General features: G+C 56.9%; 12 protein-coding genes. 1 reads left to right on the top strand and 11 read right to left on the bottom strand.

Translation table 11 applies throughout. The features are described from left to right. Positions 1 to 123: 123 nt before the first annotated feature. From ABD890_RS20465 to ABD890_RS20420, 10 genes are all read right to left on the bottom strand, one after another. Positions 124 to 5,895, bottom strand: a complete 5,772-nt coding sequence (locus ABD890_RS20465) for a hypothetical protein (protein WP_345094061.1) — start codon at positions 5,893 to 5,895, stop codon at positions 124 to 126. Positions 5,896 to 6,029: 134 nt separating this feature from the next. Continuing rightward, positions 6,030 to 7,358, bottom strand: coding sequence for a type IV pilus modification PilV family protein (locus ABD890_RS20460; RefSeq protein WP_345094059.1), 1,329 nt, complete (start codon positions 7,356 to 7,358; stop codon positions 6,030 to 6,032). 4 nt (positions 7,359 to 7,362) lie between these two features. Next, positions 7,363 to 8,547, bottom strand: a complete 1,185-nt coding sequence (locus tag ABD890_RS20455) for a prepilin-type N-terminal cleavage/methylation domain-containing protein (RefSeq protein ID WP_345094057.1) — start codon at positions 8,545 to 8,547, stop codon at positions 7,363 to 7,365. Then, complete coding sequence (locus tag ABD890_RS20450) at positions 8,547 to 9,539, bottom strand: prepilin-type N-terminal cleavage/methylation domain-containing protein (RefSeq protein ID WP_345094055.1); 993 nt, start codon at positions 9,537 to 9,539, stop codon at positions 8,547 to 8,549. Before ABD890_RS20450 ends, ABD890_RS20455 begins: the two co-directional genes overlap by 1 nt. A 13-nt stretch (positions 9,540 to 9,552) precedes the next feature. Next, on the bottom strand, positions 9,553 to 10,485 hold the full coding sequence (locus ABD890_RS20445; RefSeq protein WP_345094053.1) for a type II secretion system protein: 933 nt from the start codon (positions 10,483 to 10,485) through the stop codon (positions 9,553 to 9,555). A 164-nt stretch (positions 10,486 to 10,649) separates the two neighbouring features. Beyond that, positions 10,650 to 12,044, bottom strand: a complete 1,395-nt coding sequence (locus ABD890_RS20440) for a type II secretion system F family protein (protein ID WP_345094051.1) — start codon at positions 12,042 to 12,044, stop codon at positions 10,650 to 10,652. 72 nt (positions 12,045 to 12,116) lie between these two features. Next, entirely contained in the window at positions 12,117 to 13,841 is a 1,725-nt protein-coding gene (locus tag ABD890_RS20435) for a GspE/PulE family protein (protein ID WP_345094049.1), read from the bottom strand. A gap of 62 nt (positions 13,842 to 13,903) precedes the next feature. Then, positions 13,904 to 15,004 carry a type IV pilus twitching motility protein PilT gene (locus tag ABD890_RS20430; RefSeq protein ID WP_345094047.1) on the bottom strand — a complete coding sequence of 367 codons (1,101 nt, stop codon included), beginning with the start codon at positions 15,002 to 15,004 and terminating at the stop codon, positions 13,904 to 13,906. A gap of 350 nt (positions 15,005 to 15,354) precedes the next feature. Next, on the bottom strand, positions 15,355 to 17,076 hold the full coding sequence (locus ABD890_RS20425; protein WP_345094045.1) for a GspE/PulE family protein: 1,722 nt from the start codon (positions 17,074 to 17,076) through the stop codon (positions 15,355 to 15,357). A 208-nt stretch (positions 17,077 to 17,284) separates the two neighbouring features. Continuing rightward, positions 17,285 to 17,941, bottom strand: a complete 657-nt coding sequence (locus ABD890_RS20420) for a hypothetical protein (RefSeq protein ID WP_345094043.1) — start codon at positions 17,939 to 17,941, stop codon at positions 17,285 to 17,287. A 175-nt stretch (positions 17,942 to 18,116) separates the two neighbouring features. On the opposite strand from ABD890_RS20420, the gene ABD890_RS20415 reads away from it, so the two are divergent. Beyond that, positions 18,117 to 18,962: a porin family protein gene (locus tag ABD890_RS20415; RefSeq protein ID WP_345094041.1), complete on the top strand. Its 846-nt coding sequence runs from the start codon at positions 18,117 to 18,119 to the stop codon at positions 18,960 to 18,962. Between the two features lie 155 nt (positions 18,963 to 19,117). Here the strand turns inward: ABD890_RS20415 and ABD890_RS20410 are convergent, their stop codons facing one another. After that, a complete protein-coding gene (locus tag ABD890_RS20410) occupies positions 19,118 to 19,789 on the bottom strand; it encodes a hypothetical protein (RefSeq protein WP_345094039.1) in 672 nt (223 codons plus the stop codon). Positions 19,790 to 20,232: the final 443 nt, after the last annotated feature.

The following is a 20,232-nucleotide window of genomic DNA, read 5'->3' as shown; positions in this document are numbered from 1 at the left end:
GTAAACGGCTGATTTTACCCGAAATGAAAAAGGCGACCAGTCGTCGTGATTGGTCGCCTGCGGGTGGTCGCATGAAAGGCCGAAACGTCCCGTGGGAACAAATCGGCCTGAACTTGCCGGTTCTTACTCGATAAACCGTTTCAGCATGATCGTGTCTTCCACGTTCATGTCTTCGCCGGGCAGGTACCCGACCGGGACCGAGCGATCAATGATGTAGAACGCACGGTGACGTTCGATTTCGCCGGTGTCGCTACCCTTTTCCGCCGCCAATGCCCAACCATCGGGATGGTTGGCGTCGACATCGTGAGGCTCGACCTCGAAGTAGCCAATCGTGATCCAGACCGCAAACACGTTCGACTGCGTCCCCGCCACGTTGGCCAGACGCTGGTAGGCCTGGTAACGAAGCATTGGGTTGTCGTTGGCCCGGTAGTGGCGGACCGCCGTGTTGTCGATCGACGAATTCGTCAAGGTCAGGTCGAACAGCGGATCCTTCGTAGCCGAAGTCGGATCAACCGATCGCAAGATCGAGCCTTCAACTGGTGGCAACTGCAACCGGGTATCTGGCGTGCCAGCCGATCCCAGTTCCGCCATCAGTTCCGAAGTCCCTGGCGTACGGTAAGGGTTCGAGAATCGCGATGGATACTCGCCGGCGGTTCCGGAGAAATGTCCCTGGCGATTTGTTTGGAACGCCGTCCAACTGGCAAAGTTGAAGTTGCCGTTGTTCCAGAAGGTCGGATCGAAAATCGATTCGTAAACGCTCTGGGCTGGAATCGTGTTCAGGTTGATCTTACCTGGTTCGCGGAACTCGGAACGGTTGTTGAACGGGAACAGATAGCCGAGTCGAGCATCGTTGACCTTCGACGTCACGCCATCGGTTCGCAGACCACCGGTCGGATTGAACTGGCTGTAGTTGAACCACTTCTTCGTTCCACTGAAGCGGGATGGCACCGTGACGAAGTCGAAGATACGAGCGAACTGAGTCGTCATCGCATCGTTCGCCGGGGCGGCACCGGTCATGCCGATGGTGCCGTTGCTATGGAAGAAGTTTAACAGGTTCCCATAAGGAGCCTTCGTCGCGTCCAGGCTATCGCCATTACCTGCGGCGGTGGCGGCGTAGTAAGGATTGACGACAGTATTCGTATTGTCTTTGCGAACCAGCGAGTATTCGTACAGCAATCGCTGTGGCGAACTGGTAGGCACCATCATCAGATCGTACGCACTCACCATCGGGCTGTTTGCCCAGTGGAGCCACGAGAACGGATTGTTGATCACATCGACCGTCGTACCGCTTGGCACGGCCCGGTTGTCGGCGCGGGTTTCGGCCGGACGAGGCGAACCGACGTAGGCGTTGTTCACCGTACCAGAACCGACCGTCATCCCCTGGTTAATTGGGGCACCATACGTGCTGTTAATATAGCCCAGCGTGTGGACCAGCGGCCGCGCGAAGTGGTCGTCAGGGAACGTCGTCGTATCCCGCGGAGTCGACCAGATCGGAGGCGTTTGCTGCAGCGTCTTGGCAATTTCGTCGGGGCTGGCGATCGTGGTACCACTGATGGTTCCCATCACGCCCAGCATGTTCCCATCAGAAGTCTGACCGTTCATGGTGGTCGCGACGGCCGTTTCATCTTGCGTCAACGCACGCTTGCCACGTTCACGGCTGCCGAAGCGAACTGTCGCGGCATTCGGGTCGGCACCTTCCGACGGATCAAACTGGTTGGCCGTCACGGTGGTATTGCTCGCAGGATTGTCTTCGCCATTGAAAACGGTCAGGTCGATCGGCATCGAGTCGACACTGATGTAAGGATTCAACGTGGCATCGTAATCGCTCCAAGGATTGGCCAAACGCTGCAGGATGGCGGTCTTGTAACCGTCGGCATAAGCCAACACGTCGGTGACCTGCTTTTCTGGAGCGGTTTGGGTGCGATACAACGGCTTGACGGCAGTCAGGGCCGCATCGGCGTCGTTCAGCGGGTAGTCTTCGTAGGTCGCGTCGGCCGCACCGGCATCCGATTCAAACGGAATGTCTGGAGCGGTCATCTGCGTACCGTCCGTGTAGTACTGTAGATCGCCGGTCATCGTGGCCGGGTTCGGATAGGCTGGTTTCGGATAGTAATCGTCACGCAGCGGTTCCGAGACATTCAACCCGATCCCCAGTGGCAGCCCGTCTGGATCGTCGGTGCCATAGGCAGTTGGCAGGTCCATGGTGACCGAAATCGCCAGGTTGGTCTTCTGACCCGTTGCGGCGATTGGGTAGGCGGTTGGCGTGGTCGCCAAAGCACCATTCTGCAGGAACTGCAGGGCACCATTGTTTGCCCCCGTCATATGGAACGAGTACGTTCCATCGATGTTGAAGGCAGGATCGTTGGCCGTGTCAGGCTTCGAGCCGATGAAAGTGTCCTGACGCGGGCAAACCACGAAGTAACCATCGGGAGCGAGCAACAAGTTCGTCGAATTGTTCCCACGCCAGCGGAACTCACGGTCTGGAGTCGTGCCCACGTAGTTCGCGAAGTAGACGATACGATCGATTTCGTATTGCTCGTCGGTGTAGTTCGTCGCGTCGGTCGCTTGCCCCAGCATCTTCAGCGAACCGAGGATCGATTCAGTGTTCAGGTCGCCTGGCATGCCACCGGGCGATGGCGGAATGGGCTGGAAGTTGACCGTGTCTGGCCGCGTTGCCATTTCTTCGATCAGCGAAGTCGGAGCACCGCTGGTTTCTTTGCGGTTGGCAATCACGACCCGCCAAACCGGGTAGTTGCCCGATGGGGTCATTTTGTTCAGGTGCAAACCACCACTGGTGTACAGTTCATTCGGCAAACCAGCGTTACCAACGTTCGACGACTGGTTTCGCGGATTGTAGAACTCCATGAAGAGCGAGCCCTGTGGAATCCGGTACTGGTCGAGCGTCAGGTCGTCGCTCATCGCCGATGGACCGCGCTGTTTCTGCTTGTCGTCGTCCAGCAGCGTGTCTTTGATGCGACGATCATGGAAGGCCAGCGTCTCCGAAATCACCAGCTCAGGAGCTTCCGCACCCCAGACCACGCGGCGATGGGTGCCCTCGTCGTCGGCCAGGTCGCCATTGACCTTCCAGACGACGCCATTCATCGAGTCGTACGTGAATGGGTTCAGGTCGAACTCGAAAGGTGTCAACACGGCGTCGCGATCGATATAGTCGACGACGTTGACTGCCCACTGGGCAATCCGCCGCTTCATCAACTCTTCTTTCTGCGGATCGGTCAGCGAGTTGTCGACCGATGGCAGCATGTAGTCTTTTTCGACCATCAGCAGCATCATCACGTACAAGTAACGAGCCATCAACTGACGCGAGGCACTGTACGAAATCGCATAGTTCGGGTTGACCGTGCCACCGTTGATATTCGGGGCGTTCGCTCCGACACCGGCAGTACCTTTAACCCAGTTCGTGAAACCAACACTCGTCGCTGGGTTCACACTGCCCGACGTCGTGATACCTTGCTGGAACATCAACTGAGCACTGGTTTGCAACTCAAAGATGTCGTCCGTCTGGAATGTCGAGTCATCGTCGATACCATTCGCAGGACCTTCCAGCAGACGGTTCAGGTTGAACTGTTCGCCCCGCAGAACTTCAGGTGGAAGTAGTTCGTGAATCTTTTCTTTCAGCAGAATTTGCTCAGCCGGATCGGTTGGGTCCCAGCCGTTTTCTTCTCGCAGGCGTTCCTGCAGCAGCGACACCAGGGTCGGGGCAGGGCGGCGCTCGGTCGCGGCGCGGCCGTTGAACATCATATTTTGGCTGGCACCGCTACCCACCGCGCGGCGATCGTAAGGAACGTCGACACGTTTGGCGGCTGGAACCTGGAAGCTGGCCGTGGTGATCAAGCGGCGATTGGCGGGAGCGGCAGTCAGCGTCATACTGGCCAGTTGCATCAAGCGGTCTTCGCTACCGGTTGCCAGAAGCGAGTCGTACTCTTCGTAACGCAAGACCCGTTCCAGTTCCTGGTACGAGAATGGAGCGTCGAAATTCGAGGGTTGCAGCAAGTTGAATTCATAAGGATCGTCTTGGACCTGGCCGATACCGCTGGGGATTGCCTGCGACGCAAGTGCGGCACCATCGACCTGAGGCTGGAAGCGTGGACGACCAGAGTAGTCCATGTACATACGCCCCATGCCCAAGCGGTCTGCTGGATTGCCAAACCGATTCCGAACTGAAGTCGTAAACGAATTGACCAGGCCAATGTTGTCCATTCGGCTGATCGCATCGTCGACGGTTGGTTCGCCGGGGAGGCCAGCGTAACGGGCATTCATCAGGTTGTACGATTCGATGGCCGAGAAGAACGGCTGCAGATTGATGTCGGCGGGACCGTAGCCCGTTCCCAGCACCAACTGCATATCGAGTGGCGTGTTCGAGGCATCCCACGATGGCGAATACTGGCTATGCCGTGGCGTACCGCTGTTGGAAGCTTGCAGCAAGGTACGAGCCGCGCTGTCGGTACCCGTTGGTGGGAAACCGCCGGTGGTCTCGAACGATGCCAACTGCGAGTAGAAGCCGTTGGCGTTCACGTTCAGCAGGCCATCCATGTCTTTCACCAGGATGGCGGCCAATGGCTTGTAGCGGCGACCTTGCGGGTCGGTCTTCAGCGGCAAACCTACATCAACCCAGATGCTGTCGGCGGTGCCGTCCAGGTCGTTGTCGACGTCCCACTGAGCAGTCGCGTTGGTACCGAAGATGTCGAAGTTCGGATTGCTGCCGGTGAAGTTCGGATGGTGGTCGTCGTCGGTCAACGGCCGGAAGATCGTTTTCCGACGAATCGCCTTCACGCGTGCGATCAGTGCCGGCGTCGGTGCTGTAGCGTACATGAACGACGATTTGTTGTCCGGATCGCGGAAAATCTGATGTCGTTCGGCGTCGCTGGCCAAGCCGTTGAATTCGGTGTCGGTGTCGTTGAGATAATTAACCCAATACTCGAGCAGGTCTTGGCGATGGAACGATGGAAGGATGTTGTTCGTGACGCCGGTCGATCCGCCCAGGGTGAACGAGAGGTACATGTTCTGGTAGTCGGCCGCATCGTAAGCTTCGTCACTTCCGCCTGCATCGACGGCGATACCACCAACCCGGCCTGATGGATAGGCGAGGCGAATGTTCGGCGACAGGGCGACCGGATCGCCTGCACTGTCACGCAGGTTCAGCGTGCGTTTATTGTAGTTGGGGGCGGTACCAGTCTGGTTCGGATTGAAACCTCGGCCGGTGCCGTTGAATGGTGGATCGTTGACGACAAATTCGTCGCCGTTGCCAGGAGCGATTTCACCATCGCCGTTGATGTCGACCAGCGAAGTTCGGGTAACGATCGGATCGTTGTCGATGATGAACGTCACGCCATCAAAGACGGGAGTCATGCCCGACTCGTCGAATTCCAAGCGGTAGCTCAGGATTCGATGCGACTGGCCGCGAAGCTCACCACTGGTGAAGGTGACGATCGAACCGGTGTAGTACTGTTCGACCGTGAAGAGGTCGGTAGGAATGGCGGTCTGATCGACCCTGATTTCCCACAGCTGATTGATGTCGAACGACGTGCCGCCACCCGATTGCGGCCGGGTAATAGTGACCGTGGCGGTGTCGCCCGAGATGCCCACCGACTGATTGCCCCACATGTCGGCCAGCAGGTCTTGCTTCCAAAGAAGGCTGGAAGAACCATCGCGAGGGCCGCGCAAGAGCTGCATCAGCACGTTGTCCGCTTCGGAGGCAGAGTCCCCCAACGCCAGGTCTTTTCGCAGGTTCGCGATCGATCCTTTGTTGTACGTGGCGGCCGCTACCACAAAGGTCAATCCGACCAAAGCGAAGAGAACCAAGATGCTGAGAACCACCAGCAGCAGGGCACCTCGCCGTGGCTGCCTGGTATTCATGATGCTCTCGATGCGTTTCATAGTTCTTCAATCCTTGCTCGCTGGTAAGAAGACCTGCCCCCGCAAAGTCTCCCGCAGCACTTTATGCAATGTCCGGCATGCCAGGCCGGGCTCGTTGATCTAACTTGGAAAAGTTCGTCAGGAAAAGGGAAGCGTTACGGAGTCCAGGGATTCTGTGATTCCAAAGTCACACGCTTCGAGTAAACACCCACCACGCCTTCCACGGCGATTGCGTGGGTTGGTGGCGAGTCGCCTGGCCAGTCGGGACCACTGATGGTCAGGTTCCGCGAAAAGCCTGGTAACGATGATTCGGGTTGCAAGTCGTCGGCCATCACGACGCGATACCACTGGTACAGGTCGCCGCGGGGGAAGCTGGTATTCCCGCCGATCGACATGCGTCCTGCCAGGCAAATCCAGTCGCCGTTGCTGAACTTGAGGTAGCTGTCTTCGACTTCGTCTTGCGTCAACGACGTGGTGACCTGCAAGTTGACTTCGCCGGTCGAATAACCGCCGGTTGGAATAAAGCTGCCTGAGACAACCTGCAAGATCCGTTCGTTGGTTCGGACCACTTCCGTCGTCGCCGGCATCGCGATCGCAGCTGTCGGGATTCGTCCCTGGCGTTCCTTCATGATGATGACGTGGGCCGTGTATTCGTCGGTGACCGAGTTGGCCAGCGTTGCACGGACTTCGTTTTGTTCAGTCGTGTTCGAGACACCCATACCGACCAAGGCCGTGCTCCCGGTGTTCAAGGGGGGACGAAGGGCCTGAGCGGTGCTGGTGTTCAAAGAACTGGTCATCGCACTAACATTGCCCAGAGCGAATGGTTCCGGCGTCAGCATGATCATCCAGCTATACTCGCCGGCCGCCTGACGCTTAACACTGGCAGGCGTGGCACCACGCTGGAAGAAGGTTTGATAAGGTGGCAAGTCGCCATCGCTAGGGCGAGTCACCGCGACGTCGTCGTCGGTTTGAAACCCGATCTTCGCTTGGGCGAACGACAAAGCCGCCGTGCTGCCACCACGCTCGACACTCAGCCGAGGCATCCGCATTCTTTTCGTCGTGGTGTAAGAGGCAGTCTGTAAACCAGTTGAGTTGTCGTGAGCGAAACGGTCGGCATATGGGAACATGCCGCGCGTCGCATCGGTGCCGTTGGTTCCGAAGAACATCGGGTCGAGCATGTAAGGCTGACGATAAGGCATCGACGAACCAGCCGGTCCGAACACGATGCCGATAGGTGTGGCGTCGGTCCAGTTCTGGGGATTGAAATAGCCCATCGCCTTGGCCTGGTGGAAGGCACGTGGACCGAGGCTGGCGATACGGTCGTTTCGCGTGCCTCGTTCGGTCAGGTGGGTCCCGAGCGGAATCAATGCCGCCAGGCCTAGAATCCCGAGGCTGACAACCATGGTCGACATCATCACTTCGATGAGTGTCACCCCAGCTTGGCCTGGTCGATGAGTCGGATGCTTGCGCACGATTCGGTCCATTGGCTTACTCGTTTCCTTCTCCTTGGATGGTCAACACGCTCGAGGCGAATTCCCGGGTGATCGAAAGGATCTCCGCGTTTCTCGCCGCGCTGCCCGCGCTGGTCGTGAATCCGTAGGAGGATGGATCAGTGATGTACTTATTACGTGTCGTCGTGACCTGGCCTGTTCGGTAGTTGATCGAAACCCACATGGCCGTACCATCGGCCAGGTTGGTCGGGGTGTCGGTCGACGTGAGGTACGCGTCGTAAGACACCGGGGTACCGGTGGGGAACGACGTTACATCGTTCAGCCCGTTGGTGCCCATGACTTCGGTGGCGTTGACGGCGTACTCGTACTTGCCAACCAGCAAGTGAATGTTGCCGTTGGGGTACATCTCGGTATCGCCATCGGGATAGACGCGATGGATCGTTCCGCGTGGGCTGAAGGTGAACTTGACCGCTTCGTCGCCGTCGATCGGATTGGCAGCGCTGTTCAGCGCGTTATAAACCGACCAGTTAGCGAACTCGTTACCGGTGCTTCCCATGCCGCTGCAAGAGAAGTCGATGCACATGTCGGTTGGCAATTGCAGCGGGGTTACGCTGCTGCGAACCGGGCGGAAGTAGATTTGAATCGGAACGGCACCTGCAAACACGGTGTTGTCGTAAGCAGGCACGCCGAACGTCAGCGTCAGCGGGCTGAGGGACGTCACGGTGGCGTTGTAACGTGGACCGCGATAGTTCAAGCGAACTTCGACCGAGTCACCCACATCCATCAGCACCGAGGCGGCACCGAAGTTCAACGCCGTATCGGTCAGGGTCACCGTACCAGCGGCAACGCTGACGTTGACCGTCGAGTCGAGGTTGTCCCCGGCGTAAGGTGGCGGCGTTTCGATCTGGTACATGATCAGGCCGGCGTTGCTCACACCGCTGTCGGTACCAGGGGTGATCACGCCATCGTCATTGGTGTCGTTGGCGTTGCGGCGGATCTCGATGCCGACAGGACGGTTGAGTTGCACGGCTCGGGCCTGGGCGGCGGCGATGAACGAATTCACCTGGCGAGCCGCTTCACGCTGCTTCTTTCCCTTGGTGCCATTCTTCACGGCGGTCGCCGCGATTCCGAGCAAGATCGCAAAGATCCCCAGCACCACCAACAATTCAATGATGGTCATGCCGTGACGGCGATCGCGGTGTTGGAACTTAACCCTACGCATTACTCATTCCCTCCCACCACGAGCTGGTGATTGGTGATGTTATCGAGCTCGTCCCCAGAGGCATCCAGAATCATGCCAGTCCGAGTCGCAGGCGAGAACGATGTGTCCTCGAAGTAAGGATTGTTGGGCGGAGTCGTCGTGGATGCCTGATAGCTGGCCGAGGGTGAGGTACGAATGTTGTACAGCCCGTCGGGCCCGGCCGAGAAAATCAATGGGAAAATGATCGGATGGTTGTAAACCAGAGGCGTTGTTGACACGGTCGTTTTGCCACCCAGAACTCCGAGCGGATCGAACGGGTCTGGAGCGGAAAGATCGTTCAAGCTGCTAAGGGCGTCGCGACGAACACCGGTTGGTTCAATGATCGGGTAACCAAAGGGCCACCGCAGGAAGATGATCGGGTTGCCCCAGCCATCCAGGATCTCGAACATGCCGTCGCCATCGGTATCACCGATTTCCGACTCTTTGAAGAAGTCGAGGCCGTTGGTGTCGCCATCCTGGATCGATTCCAGAATCAGGTACAAGCATTCGGCGTTTTCGTTCGCAGGTGTCCAAACCGTATCAACTGAGGCAGCAGCGTAGTTTGCTGAATTTGTACGCGCAACCACCGACCGTTGGTATCTGAACTGCAAACCAGGCACGCTTTCGAGCGAAACCGGTGCATCGGAAATATCGGACTTGCGATCTGGCATCTCGATTCGCATCAGTTCACGAATCTTGTTGAGCCGTGCCGCTTGCCGCGTTCGGATGTTGCCGGTCTTGTTCGCTTCAACGCGGCGGTACTTGTAGTCGTCCCACCGAGTCATCAGCAGTTCGTGGATTCGCTGGATCTGACTTCGCGTGCGGGCAGCTTTCGCTTGTTCCGCAGCCGACGCCAGGCCAACCAATACCAGGCTGGCCATCATCGAGAGCACCGCCAACACGACCAGCAACTCCACCAGGGTGAAGGCGGGCCGAGTCCGGCGATTCGCAAATTGTCGTGCCCTACGTGGCATGATTCGCTCCCTGTTACAGTTCGGTGTCGGCGTCGAGGGTGGCACCCTGGCTGAAGTCGGTAATGTTGTCGAAGTCGGCCGGGGTGTAATCGACCGAGGTCGGAGCCGCCGTGGAATCGGCGATGCCGGACGAGTAGATCTTCATCTCCGTGACGCCACCGTAGCTGCCGAAGTCGTCGTCGATGCCAGCCATGATCAACTGGAACTTGTTCGGGGCGACCCATTCAAAGGCACCTGCCGAGTTCACACGACCGTAAGGGCGAGCCTGACCTTGCACGACACCGGAAGGATCCATGTAGGAAGCAACGTTGCCGGTGCCGCCGTCAACGTAGGAGTTGGCATTGAAGTAAACGACTGGGGAGTTGCTGTACTTGGCTTTGTAAGACCACCAGCCATCGCCGTCGTCGTCGACCAGTCGCGTGGTATCGAATTCGAAGCGACGCTGACGGTCGCCATCGCCAGTGAGTGGCAGTTCGACGTCCGGACTGAAGCCCATCATCATCAAGACCCAAGCTTCCGAAGGATCGATATCTTCCAATTGGTAAGGAGTCCCCGCCGTTGGGCTAGGATTCACGATGCCTTGGCTGGTACCCAGTGCCATCAGGCGAGTACGAGCTTGGGCGGCGGAGTTTGGATTGTCTGCTCCACCATTACGTTGTGGAAATCGCTTGTTCAGAAAGCTGTTGAACGCAGCGGCTCGAGCCCCGGCCCCTGCGGTGACCACGGTGTTGCCGTCGGGAGGATACGAGCCACGTTCTTTCTGAAACTCGTCGATGGCGGTGCCGATATGGACGAGCTCGGCATGCATGGCTGCGGACTGCACGCCTCGGATCACGCCTGGCAAACCGACCAAAGCCAGGCCCGCCAGAATTCCAATAATGGTGATCACCACCAGTAATTCGACGAGGGTAAAGCCACGATGGCATGCGCGATGTCGGGATGTCATGGTAGACCTTTCCTGTTACGAAGCGGTGCTTCGTCCTTGTGTTGGATGTTGGGCAGACTCGGATGCGCCGGTCTGGTGGATTGATTTCAAGATGTTGGTTTCCCAGGCAAAGCGTCCCGAAACCCCTGAAACTCGGGACGCCGTCTGTTGTCGCTGGCGAGCGTCTAACTCAGATTCTGAATCAGGTCGACCAGCGGCAGGAACAACGCGATCACGATGAACCCGACCGAAAGGCCGAGGAACACGATCAACAGCGGTTCCATAATCTTGGTGAGCGACTCGGTAAGCACCTTGACGTCTTCGTCGTAGGTGTCGGCCACCTTGTACAACATGGTGTCGAGTTCACCCGTTTCTTCCCCCACGTCGATCATGTTCGTCACGAACAGTTCGACCGTTCGCCGCTTGAGCGTCAGGAAGTACCAGCCTGCCCCGATGGCACCAGCCACGCCGACCGCTTGCCAGGCAAACTGCTGCATCGCCGGGATAAAGAAGAATGAAACAAAGGGAGCCACCGGAAAGACAACCCACAAGAACAAGGCGACGGGGTGGAAGGGAGCCCTGCAATTCTCTTCCATCGGCTTGAAGATCGATTCACCTTCTTTCACCGATTCCGACACGTTGTTGTACATCCGCTCGAACATGGCGTTGCCGCTGGTATCGCGAGCGATGTTGAGGCATTCCAAAATGGGAACCCCAGACGAGATAAGCGTGCCCAAAGTACGCGTGGTTCGTGCCAACACGTTCTTTTCGACCAGGCCGCCGAAGATTGGAATGTTCAAGAAGAACAAGTCCCAGCCCATGCGGCCATGTTTGAATTTTCTTAAGAGCTTGACGAAGAGGAACACCGCCACCGGAATCAGTGGGATGCAGTACCAGTAGTTGACCACAGCGTTACTGATGGTAATCAGCAGCTCGGTCATGGCGGGCAAGTCGAGCTCGAAGTCCTCGAAGATCTGGCGGAACGTCGGCACGATCTTGATCATGATGAACGTCAAAATACCGACCGCCACCGTGATCACCACGCACGGATAGATCATGGCACCCTGGACCTTGCGTCGCAGGTCGGCGTCACGTTCCATGAAGTCGGCCAAACGCAGAAGAATGACTTCCAACGCACCGCCCGCTTCACCAGCACGGATCATGTTCACGTACAGTCGATTGAAGCACTTCGGACATTTGCCCATCGCTTCGGAAAGGCCGGCACCCGATTCGATGTCTTCGCAAACATCCATCAGGCTGTTCTTCAAACGGCCCGGCTTGGCTTGTTGTTCCAAAATCTTCAGGCTTCGAAGAATCGGCAGACCGGCATTTTGCAGAATGGCCAACTGACGCGTGAAGGTGGTCAACTGTCGATGGCTGACGCCACCGATGGCCAACCCGCGTTGTTTCCCTTTCCCCTTCGCACCCGTCTTTTCACGAGACTTCTTCTCGTTGATACGCGTTACGAAGTAGCCCATCTGCCGGATAGTAGCCTGGGCATCGTCTTCGGTTGGGGCCTCGATGACGTCGCGGATCTCCTGACCTTGAGCGTCCATCGCTTCAAATTGATAGGTTGGCATGGCTACGTCGGGCTCTTACGTAAGTGGGTCGAAATAGGTGATCGGTGTTTGCTGGCCAGCAAAGGATAAGGTTTAGTCGACAACCGTTTCGCGAAGAACTTCGTCCAGGGTTGTCAGGCCGTCGAACGCCAACGCCAGGCCGGCATCGCGAAGAGGAGTCATGCCATACTTCTTGGCTTCGTCCCGCAGTTCGTCGGTCGAGGTGTTTCGCATGATCATTTCACGCAGGTTGTCGTTCATGATCATCAATTCAAAAATGCCGATACGGCCTTTGTAGCCGGTACCGTTGCAGGTCTCGCAGCCGGTTCCTTTAAAGAACTTACGGCCGGCGAGCTCTTCTTCCTTCATGCTCAGAAGGAAGATCGCGTCTTTGGATGGTTCGTGTTCCTGGCGACATTGGCTGCAAACGCGACGCACCAGACGCTGAGCCAAAATGGCTTCGACCGTCGCGGTGATCATAAACGTCGGGATGCCCATGTCCTTCAAACGCGTGATGGTGGAAGGCGCGTCGTTGGTGTGCAGCGTGCTGAACACCAAGTGACCGGTGAGCGACGCTTGAATCGCGATCTCGCCCGTTTCCAGGTCTCGAATTTCACCCACCAGGATCACGTCGGGGTCTTGTCGGAGGATGGCCCGCAGACAGTTTGCAAACGTATTGCCCAGGTCGGGATCGATCGGAATCTGGATGATGCCGTCGATGTCGTATTCGACCGGGTCTTCGGTGGTGATCAGCTTTTCAGTGATCACGTTCAGTTCGCTGAGGGCCGAGTAAAGGGTCGTCGTCTTGCCGGAACCGGTCGGCCCGGTCACCAGGACGATACCGTTCGGCTTGTGCATCACCTGGCGGAACTCTTTGAGAGTGTCTTCCCCCATGCCGACCTTCTCGATGTTCAGCGAGACCACGCTGCGGTCGAGAAGTCGCATCACGACGCTTTCACCGAACATCGTCGGCAACACGCTCACGCGCAAGTCGACCGGGTGACCACCCACTGTCAATTCAATACGACCGTCCTGCGGCAAACGACGCTCGGCGATGTCGAGGTTCGCCATCACCTTGATACGAGTCGTAATCGCGAACGCCAGGTGGCGTGGCGGAGGAACCATTTCAAAGAGCACGCCGTCCGCCTTGATACGGATGCGGAACTCTTCTTCGAATGGCTCGAAGTGAATATCGCTCGCGTGGTCCTTAATCGCCATCAGCAGCACCATGTTCAGCAGCTTGCGAACAGGGGCACTATCGGCGAGGGCCTCGGCGTCGGTAATATCGATCGGGCCGTCCCCTTCCAGGGCAGCGGCTGCCTTGGCGAGGTCGTTGTCACCTTCCAGGTCACGGACGAGACCTTCGAAGCTCTCGGAGTCTTCCGAGTAGTATCGATCGAGCGTCTTTTGAATGTCCCGCTCGGTCGCGACGACCATCTTGATGTCGTAACCCAAAAACTGACGAAGTTCGTCCTGGGTCGACAAGTTTTGTGGTTCGCAGGTCGCGATGGTCAGGCGATTCATGTCTTCTTCGTAGGAGACTGGAATCACCTTATACAACTGCGCCATCGGTTCGGTGATGCGACGCAGCAGGTCCGGAGCAATCGAAACGTCGTCCAGACTGATCACCTGCATGTGCAGCTGTTCGGCCAAAGCCTGAGCCAGCTGATCGTCGGTGATCAGGTTCATATCCTCGGCGATCTTGCCGAGCGGCTGGTGTTCCGCCTGAGCTTCTTGTTCTTCCAGCAACAGGTCCAACTGCTCGTCGCTGATGAAGCCAAGGTCGACCAGAATCTGTCCAAGTCGGCGAACTGCCATGAAGTCGTCTCGTTGTCCGTCAGGAAGGAATCAGGGAAAAGGTGTTGTCGTCCGGAAGTCGACTAGGCGACGTCAGGACGCTCTTCGATCTGGCCGCGTCGGGCGTCGGCAATACGCTTTGCCAGGTCGTTCGGGTTCTGGGCTTTGGCAAGTGCATCTTCCATGGTGATGCGTTCGGCTCGCCAGTGATTGAACAGGGAGTCGTCCATCAAGATCATCCCGTGCTTCGAGCCGGTCTGAATCATCGATGGAATACGGAATGTTTTGTTTTCGCGAATCAGGTTGGAAATACCTGAGGTCACGTTCAGCAGCTCGTAAGCAGCCACACGACCACCCCCAATTTTCGGGCAGAGCGTTTGGGCCAACACGCCGAGCAAGGCGGAACCAAGCTGAGTACGAATCTGGTCCTGCTGACCACTCGGGAACACGTCGATGATACGGTCGACAGTGCTCGCCGCACTGTTGGTATGCAAGGTGCCAAACACCACGTGCCCCGTTTCCGCCGCGGAAATAGCTGCCTCAATTGTTTCCAAGTCTCGCATTTCACCCACCAGGATCACGTCGGGGTCCTGACGAAGTGCGCGACGAATGGCTTCCGAGAAGCTGGGGACATCGACGCCAATTTCACGTTGGTTGACCGTCGACTTCTTGTGGTAGTGATAAAATTCGATCGGGTCTTCGATCGTGATGATATGGTGGTCGATGGTCTCGTTCAGGTGATTAATCACACTGGCGAGTGTCGTACTTTTCCCCGAACCGGTTGGCCCGGTCACCAGGAACAAGCCACGCGGACGGTGACACAACTCGAGCACCTTCGCCGGCAGCCCCAGCTGATCGGGGGTGAGCATGTCGTTAGGAATCTGACGAAGCACCATCGAGATATTACCGCGTTGGCGGAACACCGACACACGGAAGCGAGCCAGGTCCGAGAACGCGAAACCAAAGTCGGAACCACCCGTTTCCTGCAATTCCCGCTGGCAACGTTCTGGCGTGATACTCTTCATCAGCGAAACGGTGTCTTCCGGTTCGAGCGACTTGGTATCAAGTTGACGCATTCGGCCATGCAAGCGGAACACCGGGGGCTGTCCCACGGTTATATGGATATCGCTCGCGCCTTGCTTGATGGCAGCTTGCAGCAACTTGTCGATCAGAATGGTGGCCATATGTTCCCTTTGTGACGAATTGGACGGTCCTCGTTCAGGGGGCATCCTTGCGCTTACGCCCGACCCTCGAAGAGCATCCAGCCTCTAATCGTCGCAGTCGTCTGGAGGACAAGGCTTTGACTTCGACCGACCTGGTTCGTGCCAAAGACTCCAGTTTGCCGACTGGAACTTGAACTGCTGATGAATAAATGTTGAAAAGCGATGGAAAAGCTGTCCCGTATGGCAGAATTGTTGCTATCTGCCGCCGAAGACTCAAATAAGTCGGCTTAATTTCAGCGTTTACGGCGGGATAGCTCGTAAACGCTTGTTCTCTAATATCTTCCGCCAATGAGGTGATAACGGCCGAGAAATTACTTCTCGACGATCTTCGCCACGCGGAAGACTTCTTCCAGGCTGGTCTTGCCCATCATGGCCTTGCGGACGCCGTCGTCGAACAAGGTTTCCATGCCGCCAGCGACCGCCGCTTTGCGGATGTCCTGGGTCGATGCTCCTTGGAACGCCAGCTCTCTAAGTCGTGAATTCATCTGCATTAACTCAAAGATACCCATGCGGCCCTTATAGCCACTACGCTGGCAGTTGCCACATCCACGTCCCTTCATGAAGGTCGCGTTCTCGGCCATCTCTGGGGTGATCCCAGCGGCCTGTAAAGTCTCTTTGCTTGGCTTGAACGGAGCCTTGCACTTCTCGCAAATCACTCGAACCAGACGCTGGGCTAGCACCCCGATAATTGTACTGGAAACGAGATAAGAGGGAACACCCATGTCGATCAAACGTGTAATAGCACCGGGCGCATCGTTCGTATGTAGTGTACTGAAAACCAAGTGTCCAGTGAGTGAGGCCTGGATCCCCATGGATGCTGTTTCACTATCGCGCATTTCACCCACGAGAATGATGTTCGGGGCCTGGCGAAGCATTGCCTTGATAATCTTGGCAAAATCGAGCCCGATGCTGTGCCGCGTTTGGGTCTGATTGATCCCCGGCAGGTAGTATTCAACCGGGTCTTCCGCCGTGATGATCTTGGTGTCGGGGCGGTTCAGTTCGTTGAGAGCGGCGTACAGCGTGGTGGTCTTCCCCGAACCGGTTGGACCGGTCACAAGGATAATGCCGTTGGGGCGCTTAATCAGGTTGTTGAACTTGATGAAGTTGCCATCTGACAGACCCAGCTGGCGAATACCCACCTTGATGCTGTCTTTATCCAGAATACGCATCACGATCGACTGACCATGATTGGTCGGGATCACGCTCACGCGAAGGTCGATCGTCTTAGTGCCGACGTCTGCCTTGATACGACCGTCCTGGCAGCGACGTCGCTCGGCAATGTCGATGGCCCCCAGGATCTTCAGGCGAGAAAGGATCGCACCCAGCATACGTCTGGGGGGGCTGTCACGTTCAATTAAACGACCATCGATGCGATAGCGAATTCGAACGCGGTCTTCAAATGGCTCGACGTGAATGTCGGAGGCACGAAGCTGAACGGCTTCGCTGATCATCAACTGAACCAATCGCACCACCGGGGCGCTGGTTTCGTCGATCGTCTCGTCCCCCGCCATCGTCATGGTGTCTTGTTCCATGGTGTCGGTGAAGTCGATCGCCGTATCGGTGAATTCCTGCAGCATCGAGTCCGCAGATTCCCCTTCTTGTTGCCCGTAATAGCGGTTGATCGCTTCGGTGATGTTTTCGCGCGGAGCGAGGGCAATCTCGATCTTTCGATTCAAAATGAATCGGAGCTTGTCGATGGTTCCGAGATCGAGTGGATCGGAAATGATGACCTTGAGGGCTCCATCGTCTTCCGCCATCGGCATCACGACGTTTTCACGAGCGACCGATTCCGGCACCATTTCGACGGCCGACATCGGGATTCGTACCTCGTCCAGGTCGATGAAGTCGAGGCCATGCTCTTCGGCAACGGCCCGCATCACGTCGTTCGAGGCAACATAGCCGGAGCGGATCAATGCCTCAGGAACCGAGATTCCTTGGGCATCGGCCATGGTTTCGGCCTCGCGCAACTGGTCGGGACCAACAAGTCCGCGTCGAATTAGAATGTCCGCAAAATTTCCCAGGGTTCCAGCCAAAGCGCTATCCTCCGAGCGGAATATAGAAGGGAGAAGGTGATCTAGAGAAAAAGATAAGTGCATTACTAGCGTACCACGCGCCGCGGATCGCCGTTAAGCCTTTTGTGCGTGAATTTTAGGTCTATTCACGCAGTCTCATCATGCTTGACGACCAGGGAGGTCGTCAAGTTCCTGCCGATATGGGGGGAAAGGTCGCGTCGGAGGCTGATTAGCGGTCTGGATTCCTCGTTGAAGCAGGTGCGCGCATGGCTGCGGGGCGTTCTTGGGACCCATGAGGTCGCGGCGGGCCAGCGTTCCAATGAGAATCGATTTCAGGTGGTGTGTCCTGATGGGGGGGATGTTCCGCCGGATGCGGCATTGGATGACCTGCTTCTGCGTGATGGATCGCTGGCATCGGGAACGATGGCGGGACAAACCCTGGTTCCGGATGAGCCGGGTATTCAAGTGGTGCTCGCATAAACCGAGCTGACTCCCACTGGCGACGAGCCACGTCTCGCAATCGATCTGCCAACTCGTACTGCATCTTCATTTCTGCTTCAGCAGCCATCTGCTCGAGTTGCCGTGCCTGGTCGCGGGTGGCCTGGCTCATCGCTCGCAAGCGTTCGTTCATCTGGGTGGTCTTGTCGGGCGAAGGATGCCCAGGGCTGAAGGCAGAGGAGCTGCGATGCCCATGATCACGGTTCTCGAACTCGATCTCGAACTCTTTCGACTCAATCGAGAACTCTGGTCCGAGCTGTTTCCGAATTTGCTCGACTTCCTCGACAGAACCATCCCCCCCAACTTGGACTGGGATCGGTTCGGCTGCTAGCGGATTGGCGGGAAGGCAAAGAAGAAGGCCCAGAATCCCAAAATGACGAGTTGGCATGGTCTGCTCCGAAGGGGTTAGCAAAGAGGATTGCGCTCAGCAGCGATAAATTAGCAAATCGTTTCAATCCCACCAACTTTGACTTCAGAAGATCCATTGACGTAACCGGGGTGCATTTCGATAATCCGCTGCCCTAATTTGGCAGCTATCACAGATGCCCCCACGAGGTAGGTGGATGATCCGTCGTTATTCAATTCGGTTCTCGATGCTCCTGGCTATTGTTGCCAGTGGATGGTGCGTGGCGATTTGCCAGGCACAAGAAGAGCTGCCGACGGCGAATGCACCGATCATGGAAGGGGTCTCGGAATCGATCCTCGATGCCGAGGTGGTCGACGTCGAACCGAAGCGAATCTATGAAACCCCTGGCTCGTCTGAGTCGTGGTTTGGTGGTACCAATCGAAAAGAGTACCAGCACCGTTTCGATTTTGTGCATGGTCATCCGGATGATCCCGCGCGGCATATTGGCTGGGGGCAGCCACTGCAAGGAATGAGCTGGCGTAATCGTCCGTTCCACTTCGATGCTTTCGCCGGCACAATCATGCTTCAGAACTTGATTCCCGGCGATGTCGAACAGTCGGGTGCCTTCTTCGACGGTTTTCGTCTGGGCTACGACTTCGATCACTACTGGGGCACGGAAGTCCGACTTGGTTTCGCCCAGGGACGTTTAATCTATCCGACCGACACCACCTTCTCAGGAAAGAGTCAGTTGGTGCTGCTCGATTACAACGTGCAGTTCTATCCGTGGGGCGATACCAAATGGCGACCTTACGCCACCATTGGTCTAGGGGCCGCCGTGTTTCAATATGAAGATGTCCTGGGCCGTGCCCGCGATCAGTCGCAGGTCTCGATGCCGTTTGGCTTAGGTCTCAAGTACTTCTTGCACAAACGCGTCGCCCTTCGCTTCGAGCTTCTCGATAACCTCGCACTTGGTGGAACCGACGCGGTTTCATCGAACAATTTCTCGGTGAGTGGTGGCTTCGAGTATCGCTTTGGCGGCACCGGACCGAGCTACTATCGCTAGAGTCTTTCACTAGTTGATCGCTCGAAGTGCGAACGCGAAGCCGTTTCGGTAATCGCTTTACGGTGGCTGGCTCTCTCAGCTTGCGCATAAAAAAAGAGACGCAATCACCGTCGTGATCGCGTCTCTTTAAAAGCCCCCCTGGCTATTGTTTTGGATTACATGCTTCCGCGGCCAAGGGTGTGTGGCTGACGGCTAGTAGCCGAGGTTGGGTAGCTCTTCGATTGCATTCGCATCATCGTAGCGTCGGAAGGGGATGCCGGCGTTGGCTGCTGGTACTCCAGCGGGACTTCCGAGTCGTACAGGATCGTCGATTCGCCTGGGACCGTGTGTTCGTAACCGACGGTGCGAGCCTTTGCCTGGCAGGCACAGCTGTTACAAGGCGTTCCCTTGTCGCACATGCTGGTGCAGAAGTCGTCGCCGCGGCGAATACCGAGCAGGCCAGGGCGGCATGGGCCACCGACAGGGCCGACGTAGTTACCAAAGCAGTCGCATGGATCGCATTTCGGTGGGTCCGAGATCCATTCGCCCCAGTACACTTCGTCCGAGCAACCGGCCGTGCACGTCAGGTTATTACGCAAATGTTGACGCATTTCGGCGAAGGGGATGCCTGGCAAACAGACATCGTAGTTTGGACCGCAGCTCTTGCCGCAAGTCGTACCACCACTGCAGGACGATCCACAGGTCGAACCGCAATCGCTGCATCCGCAACCGGCAGCCGAACTGACTCCGCCCAGGTTGCAAGAGTTGCAACTCGGAACGGTACGGCAACCGACAGATGCCAACAGAGCAACGGTGAACAAGCTAAGAATTAAGTGACGTGCCATCATGTCGAGGTTTCCAGGTTCACATCAAACGAACCACCCTGGCATGCAGGGCAGGGGGGAATGGTGTCGTGACGCAAGAATGGATATCGGCCAGAAAGTCGGCACAATCGAGAGAATTGCCGTAATCGGCAAACTTTGCCACAAAAAGCCGTTTTGCTATCGTTGGTGGCATTGCCGTTGGCGCATAAAAAAACCGTTGTGATCCGCCCCCAGATACACAACGGCTTCCTGCCCACGATTTTCATCGCGGCATTTCGGTAACCAAAGCATCGGCTATAGAGCAGAGGGGCGGAGAAGTCGATGCGGGAGAATTCGGGGAACCGTACCGACTTGCAACGTCGTTAAAGTCCACAATGCGCGCAGAAAAAAGCCGTCAAGAGGGGCAGATTCTTGACGGCCTTGATGCGACAACCGAAGTTGCCGATCTGTTTTTTAGAGTGATGTCC

It is taken from the genome of Bremerella cremea, from assembly GCF_039541315.1.
Taxonomy (GTDB): Bacteria; Planctomycetota; Planctomycetia; order Pirellulales; family Pirellulaceae; genus Bremerella; species Bremerella cremea.
The sequence above is the reverse complement of the archived record's forward strand: the minus strand, read 5'-3'. Positions and strand labels throughout refer to the sequence as shown.

What these genes read in the sequence shown, in the direction of transcription:
- ABD890_RS20430 (WP_345094047.1), bottom strand. Translation starts at nt 15,004, where the DNA reads ATGGCCACCATTCTGATCGACAAGTTGCTGCAAGCTGCCATCAAGCAA.
- ABD890_RS20460 (WP_345094059.1), bottom strand. Translation starts at nt 7,358, where the DNA reads ATGGACCGAATCGTGCGCAAGCATCCGACTCATCGACCAGGCCAAGCT.
- ABD890_RS20440 (WP_345094051.1), bottom strand. Translation starts at nt 12,044, where the DNA reads ATGCCAACCTATCAATTTGAAGCGATGGACGCTCAAGGTCAGGAGATC.
- ABD890_RS20415 (WP_345094041.1), top strand. Translation starts at nt 18,117, where the DNA reads ATGATCCGTCGTTATTCAATTCGGTTCTCGATGCTCCTGGCTATTGTT.
- ABD890_RS20410 (WP_345094039.1), bottom strand. Translation starts at nt 19,789, where the DNA reads ATGATGGCACGTCACTTAATTCTTAGCTTGTTCACCGTTGCTCTGTTG.
- ABD890_RS20435 (WP_345094049.1), bottom strand. Translation starts at nt 13,841, where the DNA reads ATGGCAGTTCGCCGACTTGGACAGATTCTGGTCGACCTTGGCTTCATC.
- ABD890_RS20450 (WP_345094055.1), bottom strand. Translation starts at nt 9,539, where the DNA reads ATGCCACGTAGGGCACGACAATTTGCGAATCGCCGGACTCGGCCCGCC.
- ABD890_RS20465 (WP_345094061.1), bottom strand. Translation starts at nt 5,895, where the DNA reads ATGAAACGCATCGAGAGCATCATGAATACCAGGCAGCCACGGCGAGGT.
- ABD890_RS20420 (WP_345094043.1), bottom strand. Translation starts at nt 17,941, where the DNA reads ATGCCAACTCGTCATTTTGGGATTCTGGGCCTTCTTCTTTGCCTTCCC.
- ABD890_RS20455 (WP_345094057.1), bottom strand. Translation starts at nt 8,547, where the DNA reads ATGCGTAGGGTTAAGTTCCAACACCGCGATCGCCGTCACGGCATGACC.
- ABD890_RS20445 (WP_345094053.1), bottom strand. Translation starts at nt 10,485, where the DNA reads ATGACATCCCGACATCGCGCATGCCATCGTGGCTTTACCCTCGTCGAA.